The following is a 22,394-nucleotide window of genomic DNA, read 5'->3' as shown; positions in this document are numbered from 1 at the left end:
GACTGCCATGACCGACACGCGCGCCGCCACCGACCCGTTGAACCCGCCCGCTGCCGGTGCCGGCTGGGGCTGGATACTGGCCTATGGCGTACTGTCGATCGTGCTGGGCGTGCTGGCGTTCATCAATCCCTTCGCCGCGACATACGCGGCGATGCTGGTGATCGGGGCATTCTTCATCGCCACAGGGCTGGTGTCGATCGCGGCGGGGTTCGCCGGCAAGGGGCATGAGGGACGCGGCTATGCGATCGGATTCGGTCTGCTGTCGCTGGTGGTCGGGTTGCTGATGGCGTTCTTTCCGCTGGCGGGAGCGCTCTCGCTGACGTTGATGGTTGCGATCTGGCTCGGGCTTCGCGGCGCGATGGAGATCGGGCTGGGTGCGCGGTTCCGGCGCGGGCGCGGACTGATGATCGCGCTGGGCGTGGTGAACCTCCTGCTGGCGGTGTACGTGCTGGCGACGCTGCCGTGGTCGGTCCTGACCCTGCCGGGGTTCGTATTGGGCATCAGCTTCGTGTTCGGCGGCGTGGCATCGGTGGCGTCGGCGCTCAACCACAAGGCCGGCGCAGCGGCCTTTGCCGCTCCAGCCGTGTAACTCCCTTCATGCTCCGGAACGGGTCTGTTTTATAACAGGGCCTCGATGTCCGCGGCGAGCTGCTCCGGCTTCGTCGCCGGGGCGTAGCGGTGGACCACCTCGCCGGCGCGGTTCACTAGGAATTTGGTGAAGTTCCACTTGATCGCCTTCGATCCCAGCACGCCCGGCGCGTCACGCTTCAGCCGATCGAATAGCGGATCGGCCCCTGCCCCGTTGACGTCGACCTTGGCGAACACGGGAAAGGTCACATCATAGGTCAGCGAACAGAAGCGCGAGATCTCTGCCGCGTCGCCGGGTTCCTGCGCGCCGAACTGGTTGCAGGGGAAGCCCAGCATCCCGAAGCCGCGATCGAAATAGCGGCGGTGTAGCGCCTCCAGCCCCTCATATTGCGGGGTGAAGCCGCATTTGGAGGCGGTGTTGACGATCAGCAGCACCTGCCCGGCATAACGATCGAGCGGCACGGCGCTCCCATCGGCAGACTGCACGGTGAAATTGGTGATCATGCGTGCCTCGCGAGCAGGAAGCGCAGGTTCTGGCGAACGCCCGGCCATTCGCGGTCGAGGATCGAGTAGACGACGCTGTCGCGGAGGCGTCCGTCGACGATCTGGTGGCCGCGGAGGATGCCGTCGCGTTTGGCACCAAGCCGCTCGATTGCCGTCTGGCTGCGTTGATTGAGCGCGTCGGTGCGGATCTGCACGCATTGGCAGTCCAGCGCCTCGAACGCATGCGTGAGCAGCAGCAGCTTCGCCTCGGTGTTGACGCCCGTGCGCTGCACCGTCTTCGCATAGAAGGTGCCGCCGAGTTCGAGCCGCCGATGACCTTCGCTCATCCGCATGAAACGGGTCGTGCCGACCACCTGCCCCGCCGAATCGCAAACGGCGAACAGCCGGGCGCGCCCGAACTCCTGCTGCTGAAAGGCGGCGTCGAACCAGCGATCGGCGTCCTTTAGCTGCGACACATTGGCATAGAAGGTGTCCCAGAGGTTGCCGGCCGCGGCGACGGTGACCAACGCGTCCCGGTCAGCGCGCTCCAGCGGGCGGAGCGTCACGTGAGCGCCGGTGAGCGTCGGCGTCTCGCCCCACCGGCTCACGACAACACGCCTTCGTGCAGCCGGACGACGCGGTCCATCTTCTGCGCGAGCCGTTCATTGTGTGTGGCGATCAGCGCCGCAGAACCCTCGCCGCGGACCAGCCGCAGGAATTCGGCGAGCACGATGTCGGCGGTATGTTCGTCGAGGTTGCCGGTCGGCTCGTCCGCCAGCACCAGCGACGGGCGGTTGGCGAGCGCGCGGGCGACGGCGACGCGCTGCTGCTCACCGCCGGACAATTGGCTGGGCCGATGCGTCAGGCGATGGCCGAGGCCGAGCGCGGTCAGCAACGCCGCAGACCGGTCGTCCGCGGTCTTGCGATCGGCACCGTGGACGAGTTGCGGCAGGACGACGTTCTCGGTCGCGTTGAAATCCGGCAACAGGTGATGGAACTGGTAGACGAAGCCGAGGTGATCGCGGCGCATCACGGTGCGGCCATGCGCGTCGAGCTTCGCCGCCTCGGTGCCGGCGATGCGGATCGATCCCTGGAAGCCGCCTTCGAGCAGGCCGACCGCCTGCAACAGCGTGGACTTGCCCGACCCGGAAGGGCCGACCAGCGCGACGATCTCTCCCGGCGCGACAGACAGGTCGACCCCGCGCAGGACATGGATCGTCTCGCCGCCCTGGGTGAAGCTGCGGGTCAGGCCGCTCGTCTGGAGCACCGCGACCTCTTCGGTCGGCGCCGGGCCGCGCCGGATCATGCCGCCGGCGCCGTTCGCGTCGAACTCACTCATAACGCAACACCTGTACCGGATCGGTGCTCGCCGCCTTCCACGCCGGGTACAGCGTGGCGAGGAAGCTGAACACCAGCGCCATCAGCGCGATGATGATGATCTCGACCGGGTCGGTCTTCGATGGCAGCTCGGTCAGATAGCGGATCGAGGGGTCCCACAAATTCTGGCCGGTGATCAGCTGGACGAGGTTTACCACCGCCTGTCGATAGAACAGGAAGATGAAGCCCAGTATCAGCCCGGCGAGCGTGCCGAGAGCGCCGATCGTGGTGCCGACCACCATGAAGATGCGCATCAGCCCGCCGCGCGTCGCGCCCATCGTCCGCAGGATCGCGATGTCGCGCGTCTTGGCGCGGACCAGCATGATCAGCGACGAGAGGATGTTGAACACCGCGACGAGGATGATGATCGACAGCACGGTGAACATGGCGACGCGTTCGACCTCCAGCGCCTGGAACAGCTGGGCGTTCATGCTGCGCCAATCGGCGATCACCGCATTGCCGCCGAGCTTGTCGGCGAGCGGCGCAAGGATCGGCCCGACCTTGTCCGCGTCCACCGTCTGCAATTCGATCATGCCGACATTGTCGCCGAGCAGCAGCAATGTCTGCGCATCCTCGATCGGCATGAGGACATAGGCCTTGTCGTAATCGTACAGGCCGATCTCGAAGATCGCACCGACCTTGTAGCTGACGATGCGCGGTACCGTCCCGAACGGCGTCGTCTGCCCCTGCGGACTGAACAGCGACACCTCGCTGCCGACCTGCGCACCCAGCGCCTCTGCGAGCCGCGAGCCGAGCGCGATCTGGCCGTTGCCGGGACGGATGCCCGACAGCGAGCCCATGATGAGCTTGCCGCCGATCATGCGACGGACGTCGGCGGTGCCGAGACCGCGGACCAGTACCGCCTCGGCCCGGCCGTTATAGGTCGCGGCGAGCGGCTGCTCGACCATCGGCACCGCCGACGTGACGCCCGGCGTCCGCCGCGCCTCCGCGACGATGTCGCGCCAGTCGGGCAGCCGGCCACCGACGCCCTGCACCACCGCATGGCCGTTCAGGCCGACGATCTTGTCAAACAGCTCGGCCCGGAAGCCGTTCATGACGCTCATGACGATGACCAGCGCGGCGACGCCGAGCATCACCGCGACGAGGCTGATCGAGGCGACCAGGAAGATGAACGCCTCTCCCTTGCCCGGAAGCAGGTAGCGCCGGGCGATCATCCGTTCGTAGGTGGAGAGAAGCATGGGTCGAGGCTCTAGGTGACGCCGGCGGGGGGTGCAACAAATGTTGCGGATTCGACACAGGGTCCAGCCAATCGATTCACCGGCCGCACATAGCCGGTGACAAAGCCCGCCCGGGTGCCTAGCAAAAACTCATCTGAGACACAGGCAACGGCCGTGGTTCGGGGAATAGCCGATCGGAAGCGCAGCGAAAAACGCGCGCTCCAGGAAGCGACCTAAGGGGGCTGACGGGTTTCTCGTCACGCAGGCGCCCGGATCGGAAACGGTCCGGGCGTTTGCCATTTCCGGGCTGTGCGCTCACCTCGAAAAAGCGCCGGGCAGAGGGAGGGAGCTTCCAATTCGCGCCCCCTGTCCGGCATCGATGGTTATCGCAGATCAATCCTGAACGGCGTTATAACGGCGGCCAATTCGGTCGAGACTCCCAACCCGCTCAGAAGCTTTTCGACAGGGTCAGGCCATAGGTGCGCGGATCGCCCGGCTGGCCGACGATCAGGCCGGTGCTGCCGCTCTGGGTTGCGAGTACCTCGTAATAGTCGGTGTCGAACGCGTTCCGTAGCCAGCCGAAGACGTTCCAGTCGCCATCCTTGCGATAGCCGACGCGAAAGTTGGTGAGGGCATAGCCGGCGATGTCGGTGTAGCGCGAGCGCGACGGGTTCGACGAGAATTTCGAACGATAGCTGCCGTCCACGCCGGCATAGAGCTGGCCGTCGGTGCCGAACAGCTGAAGCGGCAGGTTATACTCCGCACCGTAGGAAAACGCCCATTTCGAAACGCCGGGCAGGATCTGGCCGGAGATGTCGCAATTGTCCGGGCTTATTCCTGATACGCCAGCTGCCGCGGGCGTCTGCCCCGCGGTCATCGCCGTGCCGCCCGACAGCTCGGGCGGGCACGGAGCATCGACGAACCGGACGTATTTCGCATCGGTTAAAGCGGCGTTGCCGTAGATGTTGAGCCGCGCGGTCGGACGAAATGCGCTGTCCAGTTCGAACCCGCGGGTACGCACCTTGCCGGCGTTGGCGAGATAGCCGCGCAGGACGCCGACCTGATTGTTCGTCACGGTCGCCTGATAGTCCTCGATCTCCGTCCAGAACGCCGCGAGGTTCACCGTCGCCCGGCGGTCGGCGAACTGGGTCTTCAGGCCGAGCTCGAAATGATTGACCTTCTCCGGGCGGATCGTCGCCGATGAGAGGATCGGGTTGTTGTTGCGATCGAGCGGCAGCCCGGACAGGTTGATCCCGCCCGATTTGTAGCTGCGCGCATAGGTCGCATAATAATGCACCGTATCGCTGACATCGTAGGCGACGGTGAGGTCGCCCGAGACGTTCCAGTCGTCGAAGTCGGGCTGATAGCTTTGCGGCGCAAGCACGCCGCGCTGGTCGGCGGTCAGATTGCTGCTGCCCGTGCCGGTGGTCACCAGCGAGACGTACGACCCCTCCTTCTTATCGTAATTGACGCGCAGGCCCGGCGAAATCGATAGCTGCTCGGTCGGGTGCCACGTCAGCTTGCCGAACAGCGCCGCCGACGTATTCTTGAACCCGATCGTGTTGCGTGAGGTCAGGCCATTCAGCGTCGACGGGTCCCGGCTGGCGGCGCTGGCCGGATTGAGCAGGAACGCGCTCGCGGCTGGCCCCTGGACCTGCAACCCCTGGGTATCGATCGTCTGGTAGAAGTAGAACAGGCCGGCGACGTAATCGAGCGAGCGTACGCCGTTCGATGATATGCGAAGCTCCTGACTCGCCTGGCTTTGCTGCGACGGATTGGCGGAGACGGTGGTGATCGGCAGCCCGATGAAGTCGCGGTCGTTCGACGGGTTCCAGTGCCAGAACCGCCATGCCGAGACCGACGTGAGCGTCGCACCGCCAAGATCGAGATTGCCGACCAGCGACAGTCCGCCGAGTTCCTGCTTCGCACGAAGATGGGTGTCGACGTCGGTTACGCGGTCGAAGGCGTCGGTCGATGGCACGACATAGCCCTGCGCTGCCGCCAGTGCCGCATATTGCCGGGTGACCGGCCGCTGCGTCGCGCCGGTGCGAGCGTAATATTGCACGCAGCAATTGGGGTTCTGGCGGTTATAGTCGCCGTAAAGCGTCCAATCAAGCGTATCGGTCGCGTTCCAGTAGATTTGCGAACGCAGCGACTGGTTGTCCTGGCTGTTCTGCCATTCGTTCTGGCGCGTGTTGTAGATCGTGCCGCGTCGCGTGGTGATCGACGTGGACAGACGGATCGCGACCTTGTCGTCGACCAGCGGGCCGGACACCGATGCCTTGCCCTGAAAGAAGTCCAGGTTGCCACCGGTCAACTCGATCCGAGCTTCCGGCGTGAAGCTCGGCTTGCGGGTGGTGACGTTGATAGCGCCGGCGGTCGTGTTCTTGCCGTAAAGCGTGCCCTGCGGTCCACGCAGCACCTCGATCCGCTCGGTGTCGGTAAAATCGAACGTCGCCGATGCGATACGGCTGTAATAGACCTGATCGACGTAGATGCCGACGCCTTGCTCAATGCCGTCGTTGGTCAGCCCGAACGGCGCGCCCAATCCGCGGACGTTGGCTGCGGAATTGCGCGGATTGGTCGAGTAGAATTGCAGCGAAGGTTGCAGCTGCGTCAGCCGGTTGACGTTATACGTACCCGTCTCCGCCAACGCGGTGCCCCCGATCACCGACATCGCGATCGGTACACGCTGCACCGATTCGGCACGGCGGCGGGCGGTGACGAGAATGTCGCCGTCCGCATTGCTTGCCGCGGGACCGGTACGGCCGGTCGCCTCCTGCTCATCCGCAGCGGGCGCTGCCTCAGTCCCGGCCTGTGGATCGGGCGCTGGTACGTCCGCAGGTGAAACGGCGATCTGGCCGGCCAGCAGAATGGCGAGGGTCAACGACATGGCAAGCTCCCTGAAGGTTCTTTGTCGTCAAACTCTATCGGTTCGGGGGATATTCAAAGATGGAGAAGCTTGGGCGGGACAAAGCCATGCTTCGGCATCAATGGACGGGCCGATTTTTTTTAGTGTGCGCCCCTCTTGAAGCCGCATGACAGCGAACCAGATAGGTACGGCACGGTGCCAATGACGGACCGTGCACCGGCATCGCACCATTGTGGATGCCGTCGTGCAACTCGCTTCCTGTGGAGGATTTGACATGCGACTCGACCTGACCCCCTATCGCCGCTCGACCATCGGTTTCGACCGGCTGTTCGATATGCTGGAAAGCAACGCCCGCGCGGCTACGGCAGAGAATTATCCCCCCTTCAATCTCGAACGCCTTGCCGAGGATCGTTACCGCATCACGCTCGCGGTGGCCGGTTTCGCGCGCGACGAGATCGAGATCACCGCACAGCAGAACCTGCTGCTGGTCGCTGGCAAGAAAGACGACAAGGCGGCGAATGCCAATTTCCTGCATGTCGGCATCGCCAACCGCAGCTTCGAGCGCCGCTTCGAACTCGCGGACTTCGTGTTCGTCGAGGATGCCCGTCTGACCGACGGTCTGCTCGTCATCGACTTGGTGCGCGAAGTTCCCGAAGCGATGAAGCCGAAGACCATCGCGATCAAGTCTGGCGCGCCGCTGGCCGCAGTCGAAGATGCGAACACGCACGACGAAAAGGCCCGCGCGGCCTAAGCCGACTGCATCGTTCTGTCGGCCTGCCGCCCCCCCTTGGGAGCCGGCAGGCCGATGTATCATCCGTCGAGCAGTTCGGCTGTCGGTACGTGAAGATCGACCTCGACCCCGGTTGCCGGGTACCGGCGGCTGACGCGGCCCCTGCCCAGCCCTCGGTCGATCAATCGCGATCCGAACCCGGTACGTGCCGGCGCCGTGCAAACCGGGCCGTCGCGTTCACGCCAGAACAGCGCCAGTTCGCCATCATGGATACGCCAGTCGAGAGTCACGTGCCCGTCCGACACCGACAGCGCGCCGTATTTCGCCGCGTTCGTGGCGAGTTCGTGCAGCATCAGCGACAGGCCCAGGACCGCGCGGGGTCCCAGCGTTACCGGTGGCCCGTGCAGCGTGAAACGATCGCCAGGATCGTGTGGCGCGAGTACGGTGGCTGCAACGACGCGCAGGTCGGCCGCCGCCCAGTTCGATGCCAGCAACACGTCGTGCGCATGACCCATCGCCGCCACGCGTTCCATCAGCGCAGCCACCGCGCCCCGGTCCGGAACGTCGCGCAGCGTCTGGAGCACCAGCGATTGCATCATCGCAACCGTGTTCTTGAGCCGGTGCCCGAGTTCGTGGTTCAGCACCTCCGCCTGGATGCGCGCGCGGACGCTTGCCGTCGTTTCCATCACCGTATCGATCATGCCGACGATGGTGCCGTCGGACAGGCGTAGCGGCGAATAGCTGAAGGTGAAGAAGGCTTCTTCGGCGGCCCCGTTCCGGTTGATGGTCAGGGGAAAATCCGAGATGAACGTACTCTGCCCCGCATAGGCTCGCCGGGCGATCGGCGCGATCGTGTCCCACGCCTCCGCCCAGATGCGATCGAACCCCTGCCCCAGACAGGCGTGTTTGTTGCCCAGCAGCGGACGAAAGGCATCGTTGTAGATCGTCGTGAACTGCGGTCCCCAGACGATCGCCGCGGGAAAGTCCGATGCCAGGATCGTGCCCACCGTCGTCTTGAGCTCGACAGGCCAGTCCGCTGCCGCGCCCAGCGGCGTCGCTGCCCAGTCATGGCTGCGGACGCGCTCGATCATCTCCCCGTCCCCGCACAGGAACGGCAGAGAATTCTCGCATTGATTCAGATCAAGTTTCCGCCCCACTTCAGCAAGTTACTGCCTGATCGCGCAACCTGCCAGTGTTTCTTGGCCCGTTCTGTTCAGGAACCGCCAAGCGTCACGCTGCGTATGCTCTGCCGCCGTCCGACTCACCGGGCGGGCTTGAGGAACATCCCGATGTTCAGATCCTGTCTCGTTGCCGCCGCCGCCCTGACCCTGTCTGCCGGATCGCCCGTTTTGGCGCAGTCCGCCAGTGACGACGCGCGCTTCGCCGCCGCCCAGCAGCGGTTCGATGCCGAGCTTGCCCGCTATCGAGCGGAGTTCGATCGGTATCGCGCGGGCCGGGGGAACTCCGGGTCGGGCGGATATCGCACCGCACCGCTTCCGGGCAATTACGACGAACCGCGCGTTGCCGACCCCCGCTATCAGGACGAGGATTACGCTGCGGAAGACGACCGGTATGAAAACGGATACGATCCATCCCGTTATTATCGTTCGGGTTCGAACTATCGCGAACGTACGCTGAGCGCGGACGAACGCGTCTATGCCGGCAACGACGGCCGTTATTATTGCAAGCGGAGCGACGGCACGACCGGACTGATCGCCGGCGGCGCAGCCGGCGGAATCCTCGGCAACGTCATCGACGGCGGACGCAGCCGCACGGTCGGCACGTTGCTGGGCGGTGCGGTGGGTGCGCTCGCCGGGCGGTCGATCGAGCAGAACCAGTCGCAGGTTCGCTGTCGCTGAATGTCCTTGGGGTCGGGCAGGCGATCAGCGCCGCTCGACCGCCATCAGCGTTTCGCCGACATATTTCTCGGCTGCCGGTTCGAACAGCGTGCTTGGCGTAAAGGCCTTGTCGGTCAATGTCGGTTCGCCTAGCCCGTCGAGCTTGAACGTGCCGAGCTTCTCCTCACGCGGCGGCTTTCCGTCCCGTTCGACGGTGACGGCGTCGACGTAGATCTCGCCGTGCCGCGTGTAGAGGATATGCGGAGCGATCGTCACCGATCCCCGGTTGTAGGTGGCGGTCACGGCAAGCTGGCGGACGATCGCTTCGAACATCGTCGGCACCGGCCCGGTCGGCGCTGCCGTCGCGGCTTGGGTCTGGGTCATCGCGATTACCCTATACGGTCGTGCTGCATCGCAGCAATAGTGCATTCGTATACGTAAGACTCACTGACTTCGTCGCAAGGCGACGTTGCGCGAAAAGGATGCGCCGCGGTCCGGCGCCGGAGGGCCCGATACCCTCCGGCGTGGGTCATGCTATTTCGCTGCGGTCTGGCTCCCTGCGGCCGGCCCCATCAGCTTTTGTGCGAAGTACGTCATCTGCAGCGCCTGCAACCGCGCGCCCTGTTCGATGTCAGCATCGCCCGAATGGCCACCTGCGGTATCCTCGTAGAACAGATACGGCAGATTATATTCCTTCAGCCGCGCGGCGAACTTGCGCGCATGCTGCGGACCGACGCGGTCGTCCTTGGTGGTCGTCCAGATGTATGGCTCCGGATAGGCGACCCCCTTCTTGATGTTCTGGTAGGGCGAGATCGTCTGGAGGAACGCCTTCTCCTCCGGCACCGTCACCGAACCATATTCGTCGACCCACGAGGCGCCTGCGGCGATCTGTTCGTAGCGAATCATGTCGAGCAGCGGCACCTGGATCGTCACCGCCTTCCACAGATCGGGATGCTGGTTGAACTCGACGCCCATCAGCAGCCCGCCGTTCGACCCGCCATAGATGCCGAGCGTCTGCGGGCTGGTCAGCTTGCGGCTGAACAGGTCCTTCGCGACGCTGGCGAAATCGTCGTAGATCACCTGCCGCTTGGTCTTGCGACCGGCGTCATGCCACTTCGGCCCGAACTCGCCGCCGCCGCGGATATTGGCGAGGACGAAGCTGCCGCCGCGCTCCAGCCACAGCTTGCCGGTCGAGGCGTTGTAGCTGGGCAGCATCGGCAGCTCGAACCCGCCGTATGCCGTCATGATCGTCGGCGTCGTGCCGTCCAGCGCCACGCCCTTTTTGTGGACGATGAAATACGGCACCTTGGTGCCGTCGGTCGAGGTCGCCTCATGCTGCTCGACGACCAGATTGGCGGCATCGAACTTGGCGGGCAGCGTCTTGACCGGCGTGGCGGCGGTGGCCGCCGCGGCATCGAGCGGCAGCAAGGTCGTCGGCGTCAGGAAGCCGGTGACGGTCAGATAGGCATGGTCGCTCTTGTCGTCGGCGCTGGCGACGCCGAGCGACGCATTGTCGGGCAGCGCCACCGGCTTCGACGTCCAGCCGCTCTTGCCCGGCGTGTAGATCGCCGCACGACCACGCACGTTGTCGTTGTAGATCAGCACGACGTTGTTCTTCGTCGTCACCACCTCGTCGACCGACTGGCGCGGCGTCGGCGAGAACACCAGCACCGGCTTGATCGCATTGGCCTGCACCTCGGCGAGCGGCGCGGACGCCAGCGCGCCGGCCGGGATCGCACCCCAGGGATCGCTGGTCTGGAACAGCACCTGCCCAGCGACCATGCCGGCGGGCGAGGTGCGCGCTGGGATGTCGAGCTTCTTGGTGCCCTGCGGCGTCCAGACATGCGTCTCGCCACCGAAGAAGGTCGTACGCCGCTGGATCGCGACCAGCCTGTTGCCCTGTCCGTCGGTGATCACGCCGGCATAGGTGCCGAGCTGGTCGGTCGGTTGCCCGCGGAAGATTTCCTGCGCCTGCTCCAGCGGCTGGCCGCGCTTCACCATCTTGACCACGAACGGGTAGCTCGACGCGGTCATCGTCCCCTGCCCCCAGTCGCGGCTGACCAGCAAAGTATCCTTGTCGAGCCACGACGCACCCTGCTTCGACTTGGACAGCGCAAAGCCATTGGCGACGAACTGCCCGGTCTGGAGATCGAACTCGCGATAGCTGATCGCATCCTCGCCGCCCTCGGACAGCGCGACCAGACACAGCCGTTCGTCGGGCTGGAGGCAGGACGCGCCCTTCCACACCCACTTCTTGCCCTCGGCCTGCGACAGCGCGTCGAGGTCGAGCACCGTCGTCCATTGCGGCTGCGCGGCGGCGTAACCCGCCTCCGTCGTCCACCGCCAGATGCCCTGCGGATGATCGGCGTCGCGCCAGAAGTTGTAGATGCGGCCGAACAACTGGTTCGGCATCGGGATGCGATCCTTAGCCGACGCGATCGCCAGCGCCTCGGCATAGAAGGTCTTGTAGCGCGGATCGTTCTGCAACCGCGGCAGCGTCTTGGCATTCTCCGCCTCGACCCAGGCAAGCGGCTTCGCGCCGTCCTTGTCCTCGAGCCAGATGTACGGATCGGTCGCGGTGGTGGTATCGGTCATCGGCTTCACTTGGGCGAGCGCAGGGGCCGCGGCAAGAAGGGTAGAGGCGAGCAGCAGGCTACGGAGGATCATCGGTTGCGTAACTCCCATGGATGCGGCGGTTCTGCCGACCAAAGCGTTGCCGCGCAATCCGCTACGCTTCCGACGAGAGAACGATGACCGACGGCCTGGCTCTGCCCCGCCGCTATGTCGCGATCGGCGCGATCTCCGCCGGCACCGCGCTCGTGATCATCGACGGCGGCATCGCGACCGTGGCGCTCCCGACGATCGCGCGCGACCTGCACGTCGGCAACAGCGCGGTGGTGGCGGTGGTCACCGTCTACCAGCTCATCCTCGCGATGATGATCCTGCCGTTCGCGGGGCTGGGCGACAAGTTCGGCCTCAAGCGTACGTACCAGTTCGGCCAACTCGTCTTCACCGTCGCGACGATGCTCTGCTTCTTCGCCAAGAGCCTGCCGTTCCTGCTCGTCGTCCGCGCCGCACAGGCGCTCGGCGCGGCGGCGGCGTTGAGCGTATCGTCGGCGCTGATCCGCTCGATCTATCCCTCGACGCAACTGGGCCGCGGCCTCGGCATCAATTCGGTGGTGGTGTCGAGTTCGGCCGCCCTCGCCCCGACGCTCGGCGGCCTCGTCCTCGGCGTCGCGCCCTGGCCCTGGGTGTTCGCCAGCGCCGTGCCTTTCGCGATCCTCAGCCTGGTGCTCGGCCGCGCCCTCCCCGCGCCGCAGCCGCGCGACGAGAAGTTCGACGTGCTCGGCGCAGTGATGTGCGCCAGTATGATCGGCCTCGTCATCTCCGGCGCGGAGAGCGCGGTGCACGGCGACAGCCCGGTGGTGTCGGCGGCGATCGTCGCAGTCGGCGCCGGCATCGGCTGGTTCTTCATCCGCCGCGAACGGCACGAGGCGAAGCCGATCCTGCCCATCGACCTGCTCGCCAAGCCGGTCATCGCACTATCGGCCGTCGGTGCCTACACCGCCTTCACCGCATCGATGACGCTGCTGCTGTCGACGCCGTTCCGCCTGACCCACGGCTATGGCTTCACCCCGGCGGAGGTCGGCGCGGCGATCGCGCCCTGGCCGCTCATCAATATGATTGTTGCGCCGCTGGCCGGCTGGCTGTCGGACCGGGTGCCGGCGGGCATCCTCGGCGGCATCGGCATGGCCGTATCGATCGCCGCGCTGCTGCTGATCGCGACGCTGCCGCCGGACGCAGCCTATTTCGATATCGCGTGGCGCATGGCGCTGTGCGGCTCCGGCTTCGGCCTTTTCCTGCCACCCAACGCCCGCCTCATCATCGGCTCCGCCCCCCGCGAGCGCGCCGCAGCGGCAGGCGGCCTCGTCGGCACGGTCCGGCTGGTCGGCCAAACCACGGGCGCGACCTTGGTAGCGGCACTACTGGCGGCGGGCGTTGGCGGCGGCATGACCCCGCCACTCGTCGCCGCCGGCCTCGCGCTGGTAGCGGGCCTGTGCAGCCTCGCCCGCCTGCGCCCCTCGATCCGCAACCCCCGCAGCGACGAAGCGGAAGACGAACAGCCGGGCACGCAGGTCTCGAGATAGAAGAAAGTTGGTTCACGCGGAGGCGCGGAGACGCGGAGGTGTCCCGCCTGCCGCGCCAGCGGCCCTCATCCACCAACCGTTCGGCAAATCCGACGCTCGGATCATCAGGATAAAGCTGCCGCGGGCGAGCCCCCTCCGCGCCTCCGCGCGAACAATCCTTCTAAAACACCGCCTTCGCCTCAGCCTCCCCCATCATCCGCTGCCGGACCAACGGAATCGCCGGCCCGCCGTAACTCAGGAACTGATCGTGGAACGCCTTCCAAGCCTTCCGCCCGCCACGGCTCGCCACCCAGTCGTCGCGCAGCTTGCGGATCAGCAGCTTGCCCATCGTATAGTTCAGATACGCCGGATCGTACGTCCCCCGCGCCGCCTGCTGCCGCGAATTGCCCTCGTCCTGATAGCATTGCTCGCGGAACATCGTCAGGCTCTGCGCCTGCGTCATCCCCCGCGCATGCAACCCGATCGCCGACAGGAACCGGCAATCGCGCAGCAGCGCATTGCTGATCTGCCCGATATGCGTCTCGGCATCGCCCTTGTTCAGGCCCGCCTCCCACATCATCTCCTCGGCATAATGCGCCCAGCCCTCGGCAAAGGCATACCCCACGAAGATCCGCCCGAACATCGACTGCGACCGGTTGGCATGCAGGAACTGGAGGAAATGCCCCGGCATCACTTCGTGGATCGAGGTGAACAGCAGGTCCTTCTTGCCAGGTACGAAGGCATCGCGCGTCTTCTGGTCCCACGCCGGATCGGGCGGTGAGATATAATAGACCGACGGGATGTTTGTCTCATACGGACCGGCGGGATCAATATAGGCGGAGTTCTGCCGGTTGTAGGGCGGGCTCTCCTCCACATTGGCCTGTTCGGTGCCGGGGATCGTGACGAGGTCGTTCTTTTCAACGAACGCGCGCAGCACCGGGATCTGGCGCCGCGCCTCCGCCACCGGACCATCGGCCGCCTTGTCCGCGTTCATCTTGTCGATGCATTCGGGGATCGTCTTGCCCCGGGCGAACAGCTTGCACGCGGCCGCCAGCGCATCCTGATTGCGCTTCAGGTCGGCGCGGCCCGCCGCCTCCAGCGTATCGAGGGAGGTGTCGACCCCTTCCGTCGCCCGCACCATCCGCTGGAATCGATCGGCGCCCAGCGCGAAATCGCCCGTCGCCGTGGCACGCTGGCCGTCCAGCCACGTGCCGAGGTCACGCATCGCGTCACTGGCCGCCGTGGCGGCCTGCGTCAGTTGATCCTGCATCGCGGGATCGGCGACATCGGCGAACGCCTTCCGGGCATCACCGACGTAATAATCCGCGAACCCGTTGAAACCCGCCACGCCGTAATCGATGAACGATCGCGGCATCGGCGTCTTCAGATTGGCGCGGATGTTCCCCGCCGCCGCCGGCACGCGTTGCAGAAAGGCGATCAGCGCCTTCATCCGCGTCGGCGCATCGGCATAGGGTCGTGCGATATAGACATTGGGATCTAGCCCGCCGCCGACATAATACGCCGGATTGCTGTGCGGCTGGTCGGCATCGTCGAGCCAGAACAGCTTCCCCTCGGCGACGCGGATCAGATAATCCCGCTCGAACGCCTCGTCCGGCTTGAGGTCGGCGTCGCCGAAGGCACGGGCGCGATCGATCGCCTGATGCAGGAATTCCGACTGCCGCTTCAGCCCCGCCGCACTCCAGTCGGGCAACTGCCCGTCGAAGTCGTGCCGCCCCTGATAGACCGCATTGGCCGGATCGAGCTTGAACCAGCTCTCGACGAAAGCGTCCCGGAACTGCGCCCAGTTGCTCGGCTTAACAGGGGTCGCCGCCGGTGCCGCCGCATTCTGGTCGGAGGCCGCCGGCTTGCCCGGCGAACAGCCCGATACGGCGATGGCCAGCAGCGATGCCGCCAGGATGATACGCATGTCCTACTCCTCGATTCGCGCTTTGCACCGATGCTGACAGCCGCGCCGCCGGAATGCCACCCCGTGAGGAACGGCCATCCGCCGCCATCGTTGACCGCCGGCAAACGCCTGAAAGGACTTCGCATCATGCCTTACGTCAAAACCCGCGACGGCACCGACATCTACGTCAAGGACTGGGGCGCCGGCCGTCCGGTGATCCTGCTGCACGGCTGGCCGCTGTCCGCCGACAGTTGGGACCCGCAGATGATGGCGCTGGCCGATGCGGGCTTCCGCGCCATCGCCTACGACCGGCGCGGGTTCGGGCGGTCGGGCCAGCCGTGGAGCGGATATGACTACGACACGCTGGCGGACGATCTCGCCGACGTCATGGCCGCCACGGGCGCGGAGAACGATGCCGCGGTGATCGGCTTTTCGATGGGCGGCGGCGAGGTCGCGCGCTACATGAGCCGGCACGGCGGCAAGGGCGTGATCGCCGCCGGGCTGGTCGCTTCCGTCGTCCCCTACATGCTGAAAACCGAGGACAATCCGCACGGTACGCCGGAAGAGAAGCTGGCCGAGATCGGCGCAAGCATCCAGAAGGATCGCGCGCATTTCTTCCGCGACACCTTCTTCAAGCAGTTCTTCGGCGTCGGCGTCATCAGCCACCCGGTCAGCGACGACGTGCTCGACTGGGCAACCGCGACGGCGATGCAGGCGGGCCTCAAGCCGACGCTCGCCTGTGCGCAGGCGTTCGGCCACACTGACTTCCGTCCCGACCTGTCCGCGTTTCGCGTGCCGACCCTCATCATCCACGGCACGGCGGATGCGACGGTGCCGATCGACGCCGCCGGCCGCGCCGCATCGGTCGGCATCGCGAACAGCCAGCTGGTCGAATATGACGGCGCGCCGCACGGCCTGTTCGCCACCCACGGCGACCGCCTGACCAGCGACCTGCTCACCTTCCTCGGTCGATAGGCAAAGGCGGCTGGCATCTTGCCCCCCGCCTGACTAGTCAATGCCACGGGTGCCGCCAGAGCATCCGTGGTTCCTAGCCGAGGGTGCGTGATGACCGATCCAGAAATCTATCCGATCAGCGGCGATTGGACCAACGCCAGCCTCAACCCCAAGCTGTACGAAGAACTGTACGAGGCGGCGGCGAGCAACCCCGGCAGCTTCTGGCTCGATCAGGCGACCAAGCGGCTCGACTGGATCAAGGAACCGACCATCGCCGGCGACTGGTCGTTCGCCAAGGCCGATTTCCACATCAAATGGTTTGCCGACGGCAAGCTCAACGTCGCCGCCAACTGCCTCGACCGGCACCTCGCCAAGCACGGCGACACCGTCGCGATCATCTGGGAACCCGACGAGCCGGGCGAGGACGCCCGCCACATCACCTATCGCGAGTTGCATGCCGAGGTCTGCCGCTTCGCCAACGTCCTGAAGGCGCAGGGCGTCGCCAAGGGCGACCGCGTCACGCTCTACATGCCGATGATCCCGGAGGCGGCCTATGCGGTGCTCGCCTGCGCCCGGATCGGCGCGATCCATTCGGTGGTCTTCGGCGGCTTCTCCGCAGACGCGCTGGCGGGCCGGATCGAGGATTGCGGGTCGAAGATCGTCATCACCGCAGACGAAGGCCGCCGCGGCGGCAAGCGCATCAAGCTCAAGGCCTGCGTCGACGAAGCCGCCACCCGCGCGCCGGGTCTGGAAAAGGTCATCGTCGTGAAAGCAACCGGCGCGGACGTGCCGATGGGAACGCGCGACGTCTGGTATCACGAAGCCGCCGCCGCGGTCGGCACCGACTGCGCGCCCGAACCGATGGCGGCGGAGGACCCGCTGTTCATCCTCTACACCAGCGGATCGACCGGCAAGCCGAAGGGCGTGCTGCACACCTCGGCCGGCTATCTGCTCTGGGCCGACTACACCTTCAAGATCGCCTTCGACTATAAGGCCGGTCAGGTGTTCTGGTGCGCCGCCGACATCGGCTGGGTGACCGGGCACACCTACATCCTCTACGGCCCGCTTTCGAACGGCGCGACGACGCTGATGTTCGAAGGGCTGCCGACATGGCCCGACGCCAGCCGCATCTGGCAGGTGGTCGACCGTCACAAGGTCCACACGCTCTTCACCGCACCCACCGCCTTGCGCGCGCTGATGAAGGAGGGCGACGACTACGTCCGCAAGACCGACCGCAGGTCGCTCAAACTGCTCGGATCGGTCGGCGAACCGATCAACCCGGAGGCATGGCGCTGGTACCACGACGTCGTCGGCGGCGGGCGTGCGCCGATCGTCGATGCGTGGTGGCAGACCGAGACCGGCGGCATCATGATCGCCCCGCTGCCCGGCGCGGTGCCGATGAAGCCCGGCTCCGCATCGAAACCGCTACCCGGCGTTCAACCGCAGCTGGTCGACGACAAGGGCACGCCGCTGATGGGTGCTGCGCAGGGCAACCTCGTCATCACGCAAAGCTGGCCGGGCCAGATGCGCGGCGTCTGGGGCGATGAGGACCGGTTCTTCCAGACCTATTTCACCACGTACGAAGGCAAATACACCACCGGCGACGGCTGCCGCCGCGACGCCGACGGCTATTACTGGATCACCGGGCGGACTGACGACGTCATCAACGTCTCAGGCCATCGCATGGGCACCGCCGAGGTCGAAAGCGCGCTGGTGCTGCACGAGGCGGTGGCGGAAGCCGCGGTCGTCGGCATGCCGCACGACGTCAAGGGCCAGGGCATCTACGCCTATGTCACCCTCAACGCCGGCCGCGACGGCGACGAGGATTTGCGCAAGGCGCTGGTCGCCTGGGTCCGCCAGGAGATCGGCCCGATCGCCACCCCCGACAAACTCCAGTTCGCCCCCGCGCTGCCCAAGACCCGGTCAGGCAAGATCATGCGCCGCATCCTCCGCAAGATCGCCGAGGGCGACACGTCGAGCCTTGGCGACACCTCCACCCTCGCCGACCCGGCCGTGGTCGACGATCTGGTCGCGAACAGGGTAGCCTAGCCCTCTCCTCCTCCCCTCCCTGCAAGGGAGGGGTCGGGGGTGGGTGGATGCCTGACGATACGGCGCCGCAAGCCATCGGTCGTACATATCGCCAAGACGCCACCCACCCCCAGCCCCTCCCTTCCAGGGAGGGGAGCTACTGCACCCCCTCATCTACATCCGGCTCCTCGTCCGCCGACACCCCCTGCTCCAACGCAGCCTCATCCCGCGCCAGCCCCTCCGCATCCTCCGCGAAAATCCCGAACCGCGCCGCCACATCCGGCGCGAACCGCAGCAGGTCCGGCCGCAGCTTCAGCAGGCTGACGTCCTTCGCCTTCCCCTCCATCATCACGTCGAACACCAGCCCTTCCGCCATCCGCATGAAGGTCGCGAATTCGAACGGGTTGGTGAAGTCGGCATGCCCCGTCCAGATCGGCGGGCGCAGCACCGTCTTGACGCGCGCATTGGCCTTGACCGGCGCCTTGGTCACTTCGCCCTTCTTGGTCACCTTCCCGCTCGCGCGATCCTTGGCGGTGACCTTCTGCTTGATCTCCCGCATCTCCGTCCGCGGCGACGAAAAGTGAATTTTCGGTCGCACGCCATCCGGCCACGTCCCGAGAAACCGCTCCAGCGTCGCCCGCATGTCGAGCCCCTCCGGATTGAGACACCAGAAATGCTGATAGTCGAAGATCAGCCGCACCCCCGTCCGCTCGTGCAGCCACAAGGCATCCGCGGCGGAAAAGCGGATATCGTCATTCTCCAGCACCAGCCGCCGCCGGACATGCTCGGGGCAGGCGTTCCACCCCTCGATCCACCGTGCCCGGCTCGCCTCGTGATCGCCGTAGACGCCGCCGACGTGCGTCACCATCACTGCCTCGTCGTCCAGCTCCATCCGGTCGAGCATTTCGGCTTGGCTCGACAGGTCCCAGATGCTCTTGGCGGTCAGGTCGGAATCGGGGCTGTTGAGCAGCACATATTGCGACGGATGGAACGACAAACGGACGTCGTATTCACGCGCTTTCGCCCCGAATGCCCGTAATTCGGCATCACTTTCGGCCACCATTCGATGAAATTGGGGCATATTCGGGTGCGTTGCGTACGGCGCTAGGTCCGACGACAGCCGGTACATGTTCAGATCGTGCGCCTTCAGATGGTCGAGAATCCGGTCGACCTCCTCCAGCGAGCATTTCAGATGCGGGCCTTTCTGCCAGCGTCGGGTGTCGTTGCTCTTGAGGCCGGGCTTGCCCATCACCTTGACGGGAAAGCCTAATCTGAGCGGTCGTGCGGCATCGGTCATGTCGCTATCAACGACCGCGACCGCCACCGGTTGCCCGCCCCGGCCACCGCGGTTAGGCAGGTCCACAACGGTTACACGGGGGGAGACGCGCGTTGGGCATCGCAAGCAGGATCGGCTGGATCGTCCTCGCCCTGATCGGCGCCGGAGCGCTCGCCGTCATCGCCACCGCGCGCGGCGAAGCGGTGAACGCGGTGTGGATCGTCGTCGCCGCGGTCTCGGTCTACCTGATCGCCTATCGCTTCTATTCGCTTTACCTTGCCAAGGTGGTGGTCGGGCTCGATCCTTCGCGGCCGACCCCGGCGGTGCGTCACCCTGATGGCCTCGATTTCGTGCCGACAGACCGACGCGTATTGTTCGGCCATCACTTCGCCGCGATCGCTGGCGCGGGGCCGCTGGTCGGCCCGGTGCTCGCCGCGCAGATGGGCTATCTGCCGGGGATGCTGTGGATTCTGGCGGGCGTCGTGCTGGCCGGCGCGGTGCAGGACTTCATGGTGCTGTTCCTGTCGATGCGGCGCGACGGGCGGTCGCTCGGCGAGCTGATCCGGATGGAAATGGGCGCGGTGCCGGGGACGATCGCGCTGTTCGGCGCGTTCATGATCATGGTCATCATCCTCGCGGTGCTGGCGCTGATCGTGGTGCGGGCGCTGGCGGACAGCCCGTGGGGGATGTTCACCGTCGCCGCGACGATCCCGCTGGCGCTGCTGATGGGCGTCTACACGCGATGGATCAGGCCGGGCCGGATCGGCGAGGTATCGCTGCTCGGCCTCGTCGGGCTAATACTCGCGATCGTCTACGGACAGGATATCGCGGCGTCGGCGACATGGGCGCCGTGGTTCACCTACACGCCGGTACAGCTATGCTGGATCCTGATCGGCTATGGCGCGATCGCTTCGCTGCTGCCGGTGTGGCTGCTGCTGGCGCCGCGCGATTACCTCTCGACCTTCCTCAAGATCGGCGCGATCGCAGCATTGGCGATCGGCATCGTCGTGGTGGCGCCACCGATGCGCATGCCGGCACTGACCCAGTTCATCGACGGCAGCGGACCGGTGTGGTCCGGGTCGCTGTTCCCGTTCCTGTTCATCACCATCGCCTGCGGTGCCGTGTCCGGCTTCCACGCGCTGATCGCCAGCGGAACCACCCCCAAGCTGATCGCGAGCGAGGGCGATGCGCGCTTCATCGGCTATGGCGCGATGCTGATGGAAAGCTTCGTCGCGATCATGGCGCTGGTCGGCGCTTCGATCATCGATCCGGGCGTCTATTTCGCGATGAACAGCCCGGCCGCGGTGGTCGGCACCGACGCCGCCAGCGCCGCCGCCGCGGTGACCGCGATGGGCTTCCCGATCACAGCGGACACGATCGCATCGACGGCAAGGGACGTCGGCGAGACGACGATCATCAGCCGCGCAGGCGGCGCGCCGACATTGGCGGTCGGCATGGCGCACATCTTCAGCAACCTCATCGGCGGACGCGCGATGATGGCCTTCTGGTATCATTTCGCGATCCTGTTCGAGGCTTTGTTCATCCTGACCGCCGTCGATGCCGGCACCCGTGCGGGACGGTTCATGCTGCAGGACCTGATCGGGCTGGCGGTGCCGAGCTTCCGCAATTCGACGTCGTTCGTGCCGGGGCTGATCGGCACCGGGTTATGCGTCACGGCGTGGGGGTTCTTCCTGTATCAGGGCGTCACCGATCCGCTGGGCGGCGTGAACACGCTGTGGCCGCTGTTCGGCATATCGAACCAGATGCTTGCGGCGGTCGCGCTGGTGCTGGCGACGGTGGTGTTGTTCCGGATGAAACGCGAACGCTACGCCTGGGTGACGATCCTGCCCGCGACATGGCTGGTTCTGTGTACCGTCACCGCCAGCCTGATGAAGCTGTTCTCCGCCGATCCCCGCGTCGGCTTCCTCGCGCACGCCAGCCGCTTCTCCGAAGCCGCCGCGCGCGGCGAGGTGCTCGCCCCCGCCAAGTCGCTCGCCGAGATGAGCCGAGTAGTAATGAACGACCGCATCGACGCCGCGCTGTGCGCGCTGTTCCTGGCGGTGGTGGTGTCGATCATCGGCTACGGTATTCGCACCTGCCTGATCGCGCGACGGCTGGATGCGCCGAGCACCAGCGAAGTGCCGGCCTATGCGGTGGCAGCGGAATGAGTGCCGCAGACCTGTGGCGCGGCCTCGCCGACACCGGACGGCTGATGGTCGGCGTGCCGTCCTACCGCACCTATGTAGAGCATATGGCGGCCACGCATCCCGACCGGCCGGTGATGACGGAGGCGGCGTTCTTCCGTGACCGTCAGAAGGCACGATACGGCGGGCGCAATGGCGGCAAATGCTGCTGACGCATCGCCGCCCCCCAACTCTTCACCCCAACAAAACGAAAGTCACCGCGCAGATCGACAGCGCCGCACCGCTGGCGGCGCAGAGTATCCCGAAACCACATTGGCACAAGGTCGGCTGATACCGGTCCATGACACCTCTCCCGTTGCCGTTCTAACGACGGCGATGCAGAGGCTAACACAGTCCGGATCGGTTGCAATAGGCGAGGTTAGCTGCGGTGCAGCGCCTCCTGCGCGTCGACCGCGGCAAGCATCCGGCCGAGCATGTCCTCGAGTTGCGCCTGTTCCCCGACGCTGAGCACGCCGAACACATCGTCGATCAGCGCCTGCCGCATCGGCTCGGTCTCACCGATCACGCGGCGGCCGGAATCGGTGATCGACACCTGCTTCACCCGTCGATCGCGCGTGTCGGGGGTGCGGACCACCAACCCGTCGCGTTCCAGCCCGTCGATCGCCTCGGTCACCGTCCGCGGCGCATTGTCGAAGAATTCGGCGATGTCCGCCGCGCGTGCCGGCCCGCGCTTGGCGAGGAACAGCAGCAGCTTGGTACGCGCCAGCGACGCGCCCTGATCGGCCATTCGCCGGTTCATCAGACGATGCATGCGCAGGAACAGGCTGAACAGGCTGGATGCGAGGGGTTCGGATGCTGACATATGTGAGGACCCTCATTAAATGGTCTTGCAC

At 65.8% G+C, this 22,394-nt stretch carries 19 protein-coding genes; 8 read left to right on the top strand and 11 right to left on the bottom strand.

Going from position 1 to position 22,394, the window contains the following annotated elements:
• Positions 1-7: 7 nt before the first annotated feature.
• On the top strand, positions 8-589 hold the full coding sequence (locus NF699_01910; protein ID USU05480.1) for a DUF308 domain-containing protein: 582 nt from the start codon (positions 8-10) through the stop codon (positions 587-589).
• Positions 590-618: 29 nt separating this feature from the next.
• On the opposite strand, the gene NF699_01905 is transcribed toward NF699_01910, so the two are convergent.
• From NF699_01905 to NF699_01885, 5 genes are all read right to left on the bottom strand, one after another.
• Positions 619-1,092, bottom strand: coding sequence for a glutathione peroxidase (locus NF699_01905; GenBank protein ID USU05479.1), 474 nt, complete (start codon positions 1,090-1,092; stop codon positions 619-621).
• Entirely contained in the window at positions 1,089-1,679 is a 591-nt protein-coding gene (locus tag NF699_01900) for a GNAT family N-acetyltransferase (GenBank protein USU05478.1), read from the bottom strand. The genes NF699_01905 and NF699_01900 overlap by 4 nt, the downstream gene beginning before the upstream one ends.
• Positions 1,676-2,377 carry an ABC transporter ATP-binding protein gene (locus tag NF699_01895; GenBank protein ID USU06960.1) on the bottom strand — a complete coding sequence of 234 codons (702 nt, stop codon included), beginning with the start codon at positions 2,375-2,377 and terminating at the stop codon, positions 1,676-1,678. The genes NF699_01900 and NF699_01895 overlap by 4 nt, the downstream gene beginning before the upstream one ends.
• A gap of 25 nt (positions 2,378-2,402) precedes the next feature.
• A complete protein-coding gene (locus NF699_01890; protein USU05477.1) occupies positions 2,403-3,647 on the bottom strand; it encodes a lipoprotein-releasing ABC transporter permease subunit in 1,245 nt (414 codons plus the stop codon).
• A 427-nt stretch (positions 3,648-4,074) separates the two neighbouring features.
• The gene (locus tag NF699_01885; GenBank protein ID USU05476.1) at positions 4,075-6,519 is read right to left on the bottom strand and encodes a TonB-dependent receptor; all 2,445 of its coding nucleotides are present in this window, start codon (positions 6,517-6,519) and stop codon (positions 4,075-4,077) included.
• Positions 6,520-6,772: 253 nt separating this feature from the next.
• On the opposite strand from NF699_01885, the gene NF699_01880 reads away from it, so the two are divergent.
• On the top strand, positions 6,773-7,249 hold the full coding sequence (locus tag NF699_01880) for an Hsp20 family protein (protein ID USU05475.1): 477 nt from the start codon (positions 6,773-6,775) through the stop codon (positions 7,247-7,249).
• 59 nt (positions 7,250-7,308) lie between these two features.
• Here the strand turns inward: NF699_01880 and NF699_01875 are convergent, their stop codons facing one another.
• Entirely contained in the window at positions 7,309-8,319 is a 1,011-nt protein-coding gene (locus NF699_01875) for a sensor histidine kinase (GenBank protein USU05474.1), read from the bottom strand.
• A gap of 198 nt (positions 8,320-8,517) precedes the next feature.
• Here NF699_01875 and NF699_01870 point away from each other — a divergent pair, with 198 nt between their 5' ends.
• Positions 8,518-9,087 carry a glycine zipper 2TM domain-containing protein gene (locus tag NF699_01870; protein USU05473.1) on the top strand — a complete coding sequence of 190 codons (570 nt, stop codon included), beginning with the start codon at positions 8,518-8,520 and terminating at the stop codon, positions 9,085-9,087.
• A 24-nt stretch (positions 9,088-9,111) separates the two neighbouring features.
• Here the strand turns inward: NF699_01870 and NF699_01865 are convergent, their stop codons facing one another.
• Together NF699_01865 and NF699_01860 are read right to left on the bottom strand one after the other, a co-directional pair.
• On the bottom strand, positions 9,112-9,450 hold the full coding sequence (locus tag NF699_01865) for a WYL domain-containing protein (GenBank protein ID USU05472.1): 339 nt from the start codon (positions 9,448-9,450) through the stop codon (positions 9,112-9,114).
• 150 nt (positions 9,451-9,600) lie between these two features.
• Positions 9,601-11,733 (bottom strand): prolyl oligopeptidase family serine peptidase, encoded by a 2,133-nt coding sequence (locus NF699_01860; protein ID USU05471.1) that lies wholly within the window; start codon positions 11,731-11,733, stop codon positions 9,601-9,603.
• Positions 11,734-11,816: 83 nt separating this feature from the next.
• Here NF699_01860 and NF699_01855 point away from each other — a divergent pair, with 83 nt between their 5' ends.
• On the top strand, positions 11,817-13,214 hold the full coding sequence (locus NF699_01855; protein USU05470.1) for an MFS transporter: 1,398 nt from the start codon (positions 11,817-11,819) through the stop codon (positions 13,212-13,214).
• Between the two features lie 160 nt (positions 13,215-13,374).
• Here the strand turns inward: NF699_01855 and NF699_01850 are convergent, their stop codons facing one another.
• Complete coding sequence (locus tag NF699_01850; protein USU05469.1) at positions 13,375-15,120, bottom strand: DUF885 domain-containing protein; 1,746 nt, start codon at positions 15,118-15,120, stop codon at positions 13,375-13,377.
• A gap of 126 nt (positions 15,121-15,246) precedes the next feature.
• On the opposite strand from NF699_01850, the gene NF699_01845 reads away from it, so the two are divergent.
• Positions 15,247-16,074: an alpha/beta hydrolase gene (locus NF699_01845; protein ID USU05468.1), complete on the top strand. Its 828-nt coding sequence runs from the start codon at positions 15,247-15,249 to the stop codon at positions 16,072-16,074.
• A 90-nt stretch (positions 16,075-16,164) separates the two neighbouring features.
• Complete coding sequence (acs, locus tag NF699_01840) at positions 16,165-18,102, top strand: acetate--CoA ligase (GenBank protein ID USU05467.1); 1,938 nt, start codon at positions 16,165-16,167, stop codon at positions 18,100-18,102.
• A gap of 136 nt (positions 18,103-18,238) precedes the next feature.
• Here acs and uvsE read toward each other — a convergent pair whose 3' ends face one another.
• The gene (gene uvsE / locus NF699_01835; GenBank protein ID USU05466.1) at positions 18,239-19,405 is read right to left on the bottom strand and encodes a UV DNA damage repair endonuclease UvsE; all 1,167 of its coding nucleotides are present in this window, start codon (positions 19,403-19,405) and stop codon (positions 18,239-18,241) included.
• Positions 19,406-19,476: 71 nt separating this feature from the next.
• On the opposite strand from uvsE, the gene NF699_01830 reads away from it, so the two are divergent.
• Together NF699_01830 and NF699_01825 are read left to right on the top strand one after the other, a co-directional pair.
• Positions 19,477-21,525, top strand: coding sequence for a carbon starvation protein A (locus NF699_01830; protein ID USU06959.1), 2,049 nt, complete (start codon positions 19,477-19,479; stop codon positions 21,523-21,525).
• Entirely contained in the window at positions 21,522-21,713 is a 192-nt protein-coding gene (locus tag NF699_01825) for a YbdD/YjiX family protein (GenBank protein USU05465.1), read from the top strand. Before NF699_01830 ends, NF699_01825 begins: the two co-directional genes overlap by 4 nt.
• Before the next feature lie 206 nt (positions 21,714-21,919).
• On the opposite strand, the gene NF699_01820 is transcribed toward NF699_01825, so the two are convergent.
• Complete coding sequence (locus tag NF699_01820) at positions 21,920-22,363, bottom strand: MarR family winged helix-turn-helix transcriptional regulator (GenBank protein ID USU05464.1); 444 nt, start codon at positions 22,361-22,363, stop codon at positions 21,920-21,922.
• Positions 22,364-22,394 lie beyond the last annotated feature (31 nt).

This window comes from Sphingomonadaceae bacterium OTU29LAMAA1, assembly GCA_024072375.1.
Classification (GTDB): Bacteria; Pseudomonadota; Alphaproteobacteria; order Sphingomonadales; family Sphingomonadaceae; genus Sphingomonas.
Note: the sequence above shows the minus strand (reverse complement) of the source record. Positions and strands in the feature narration are given on the sequence as shown.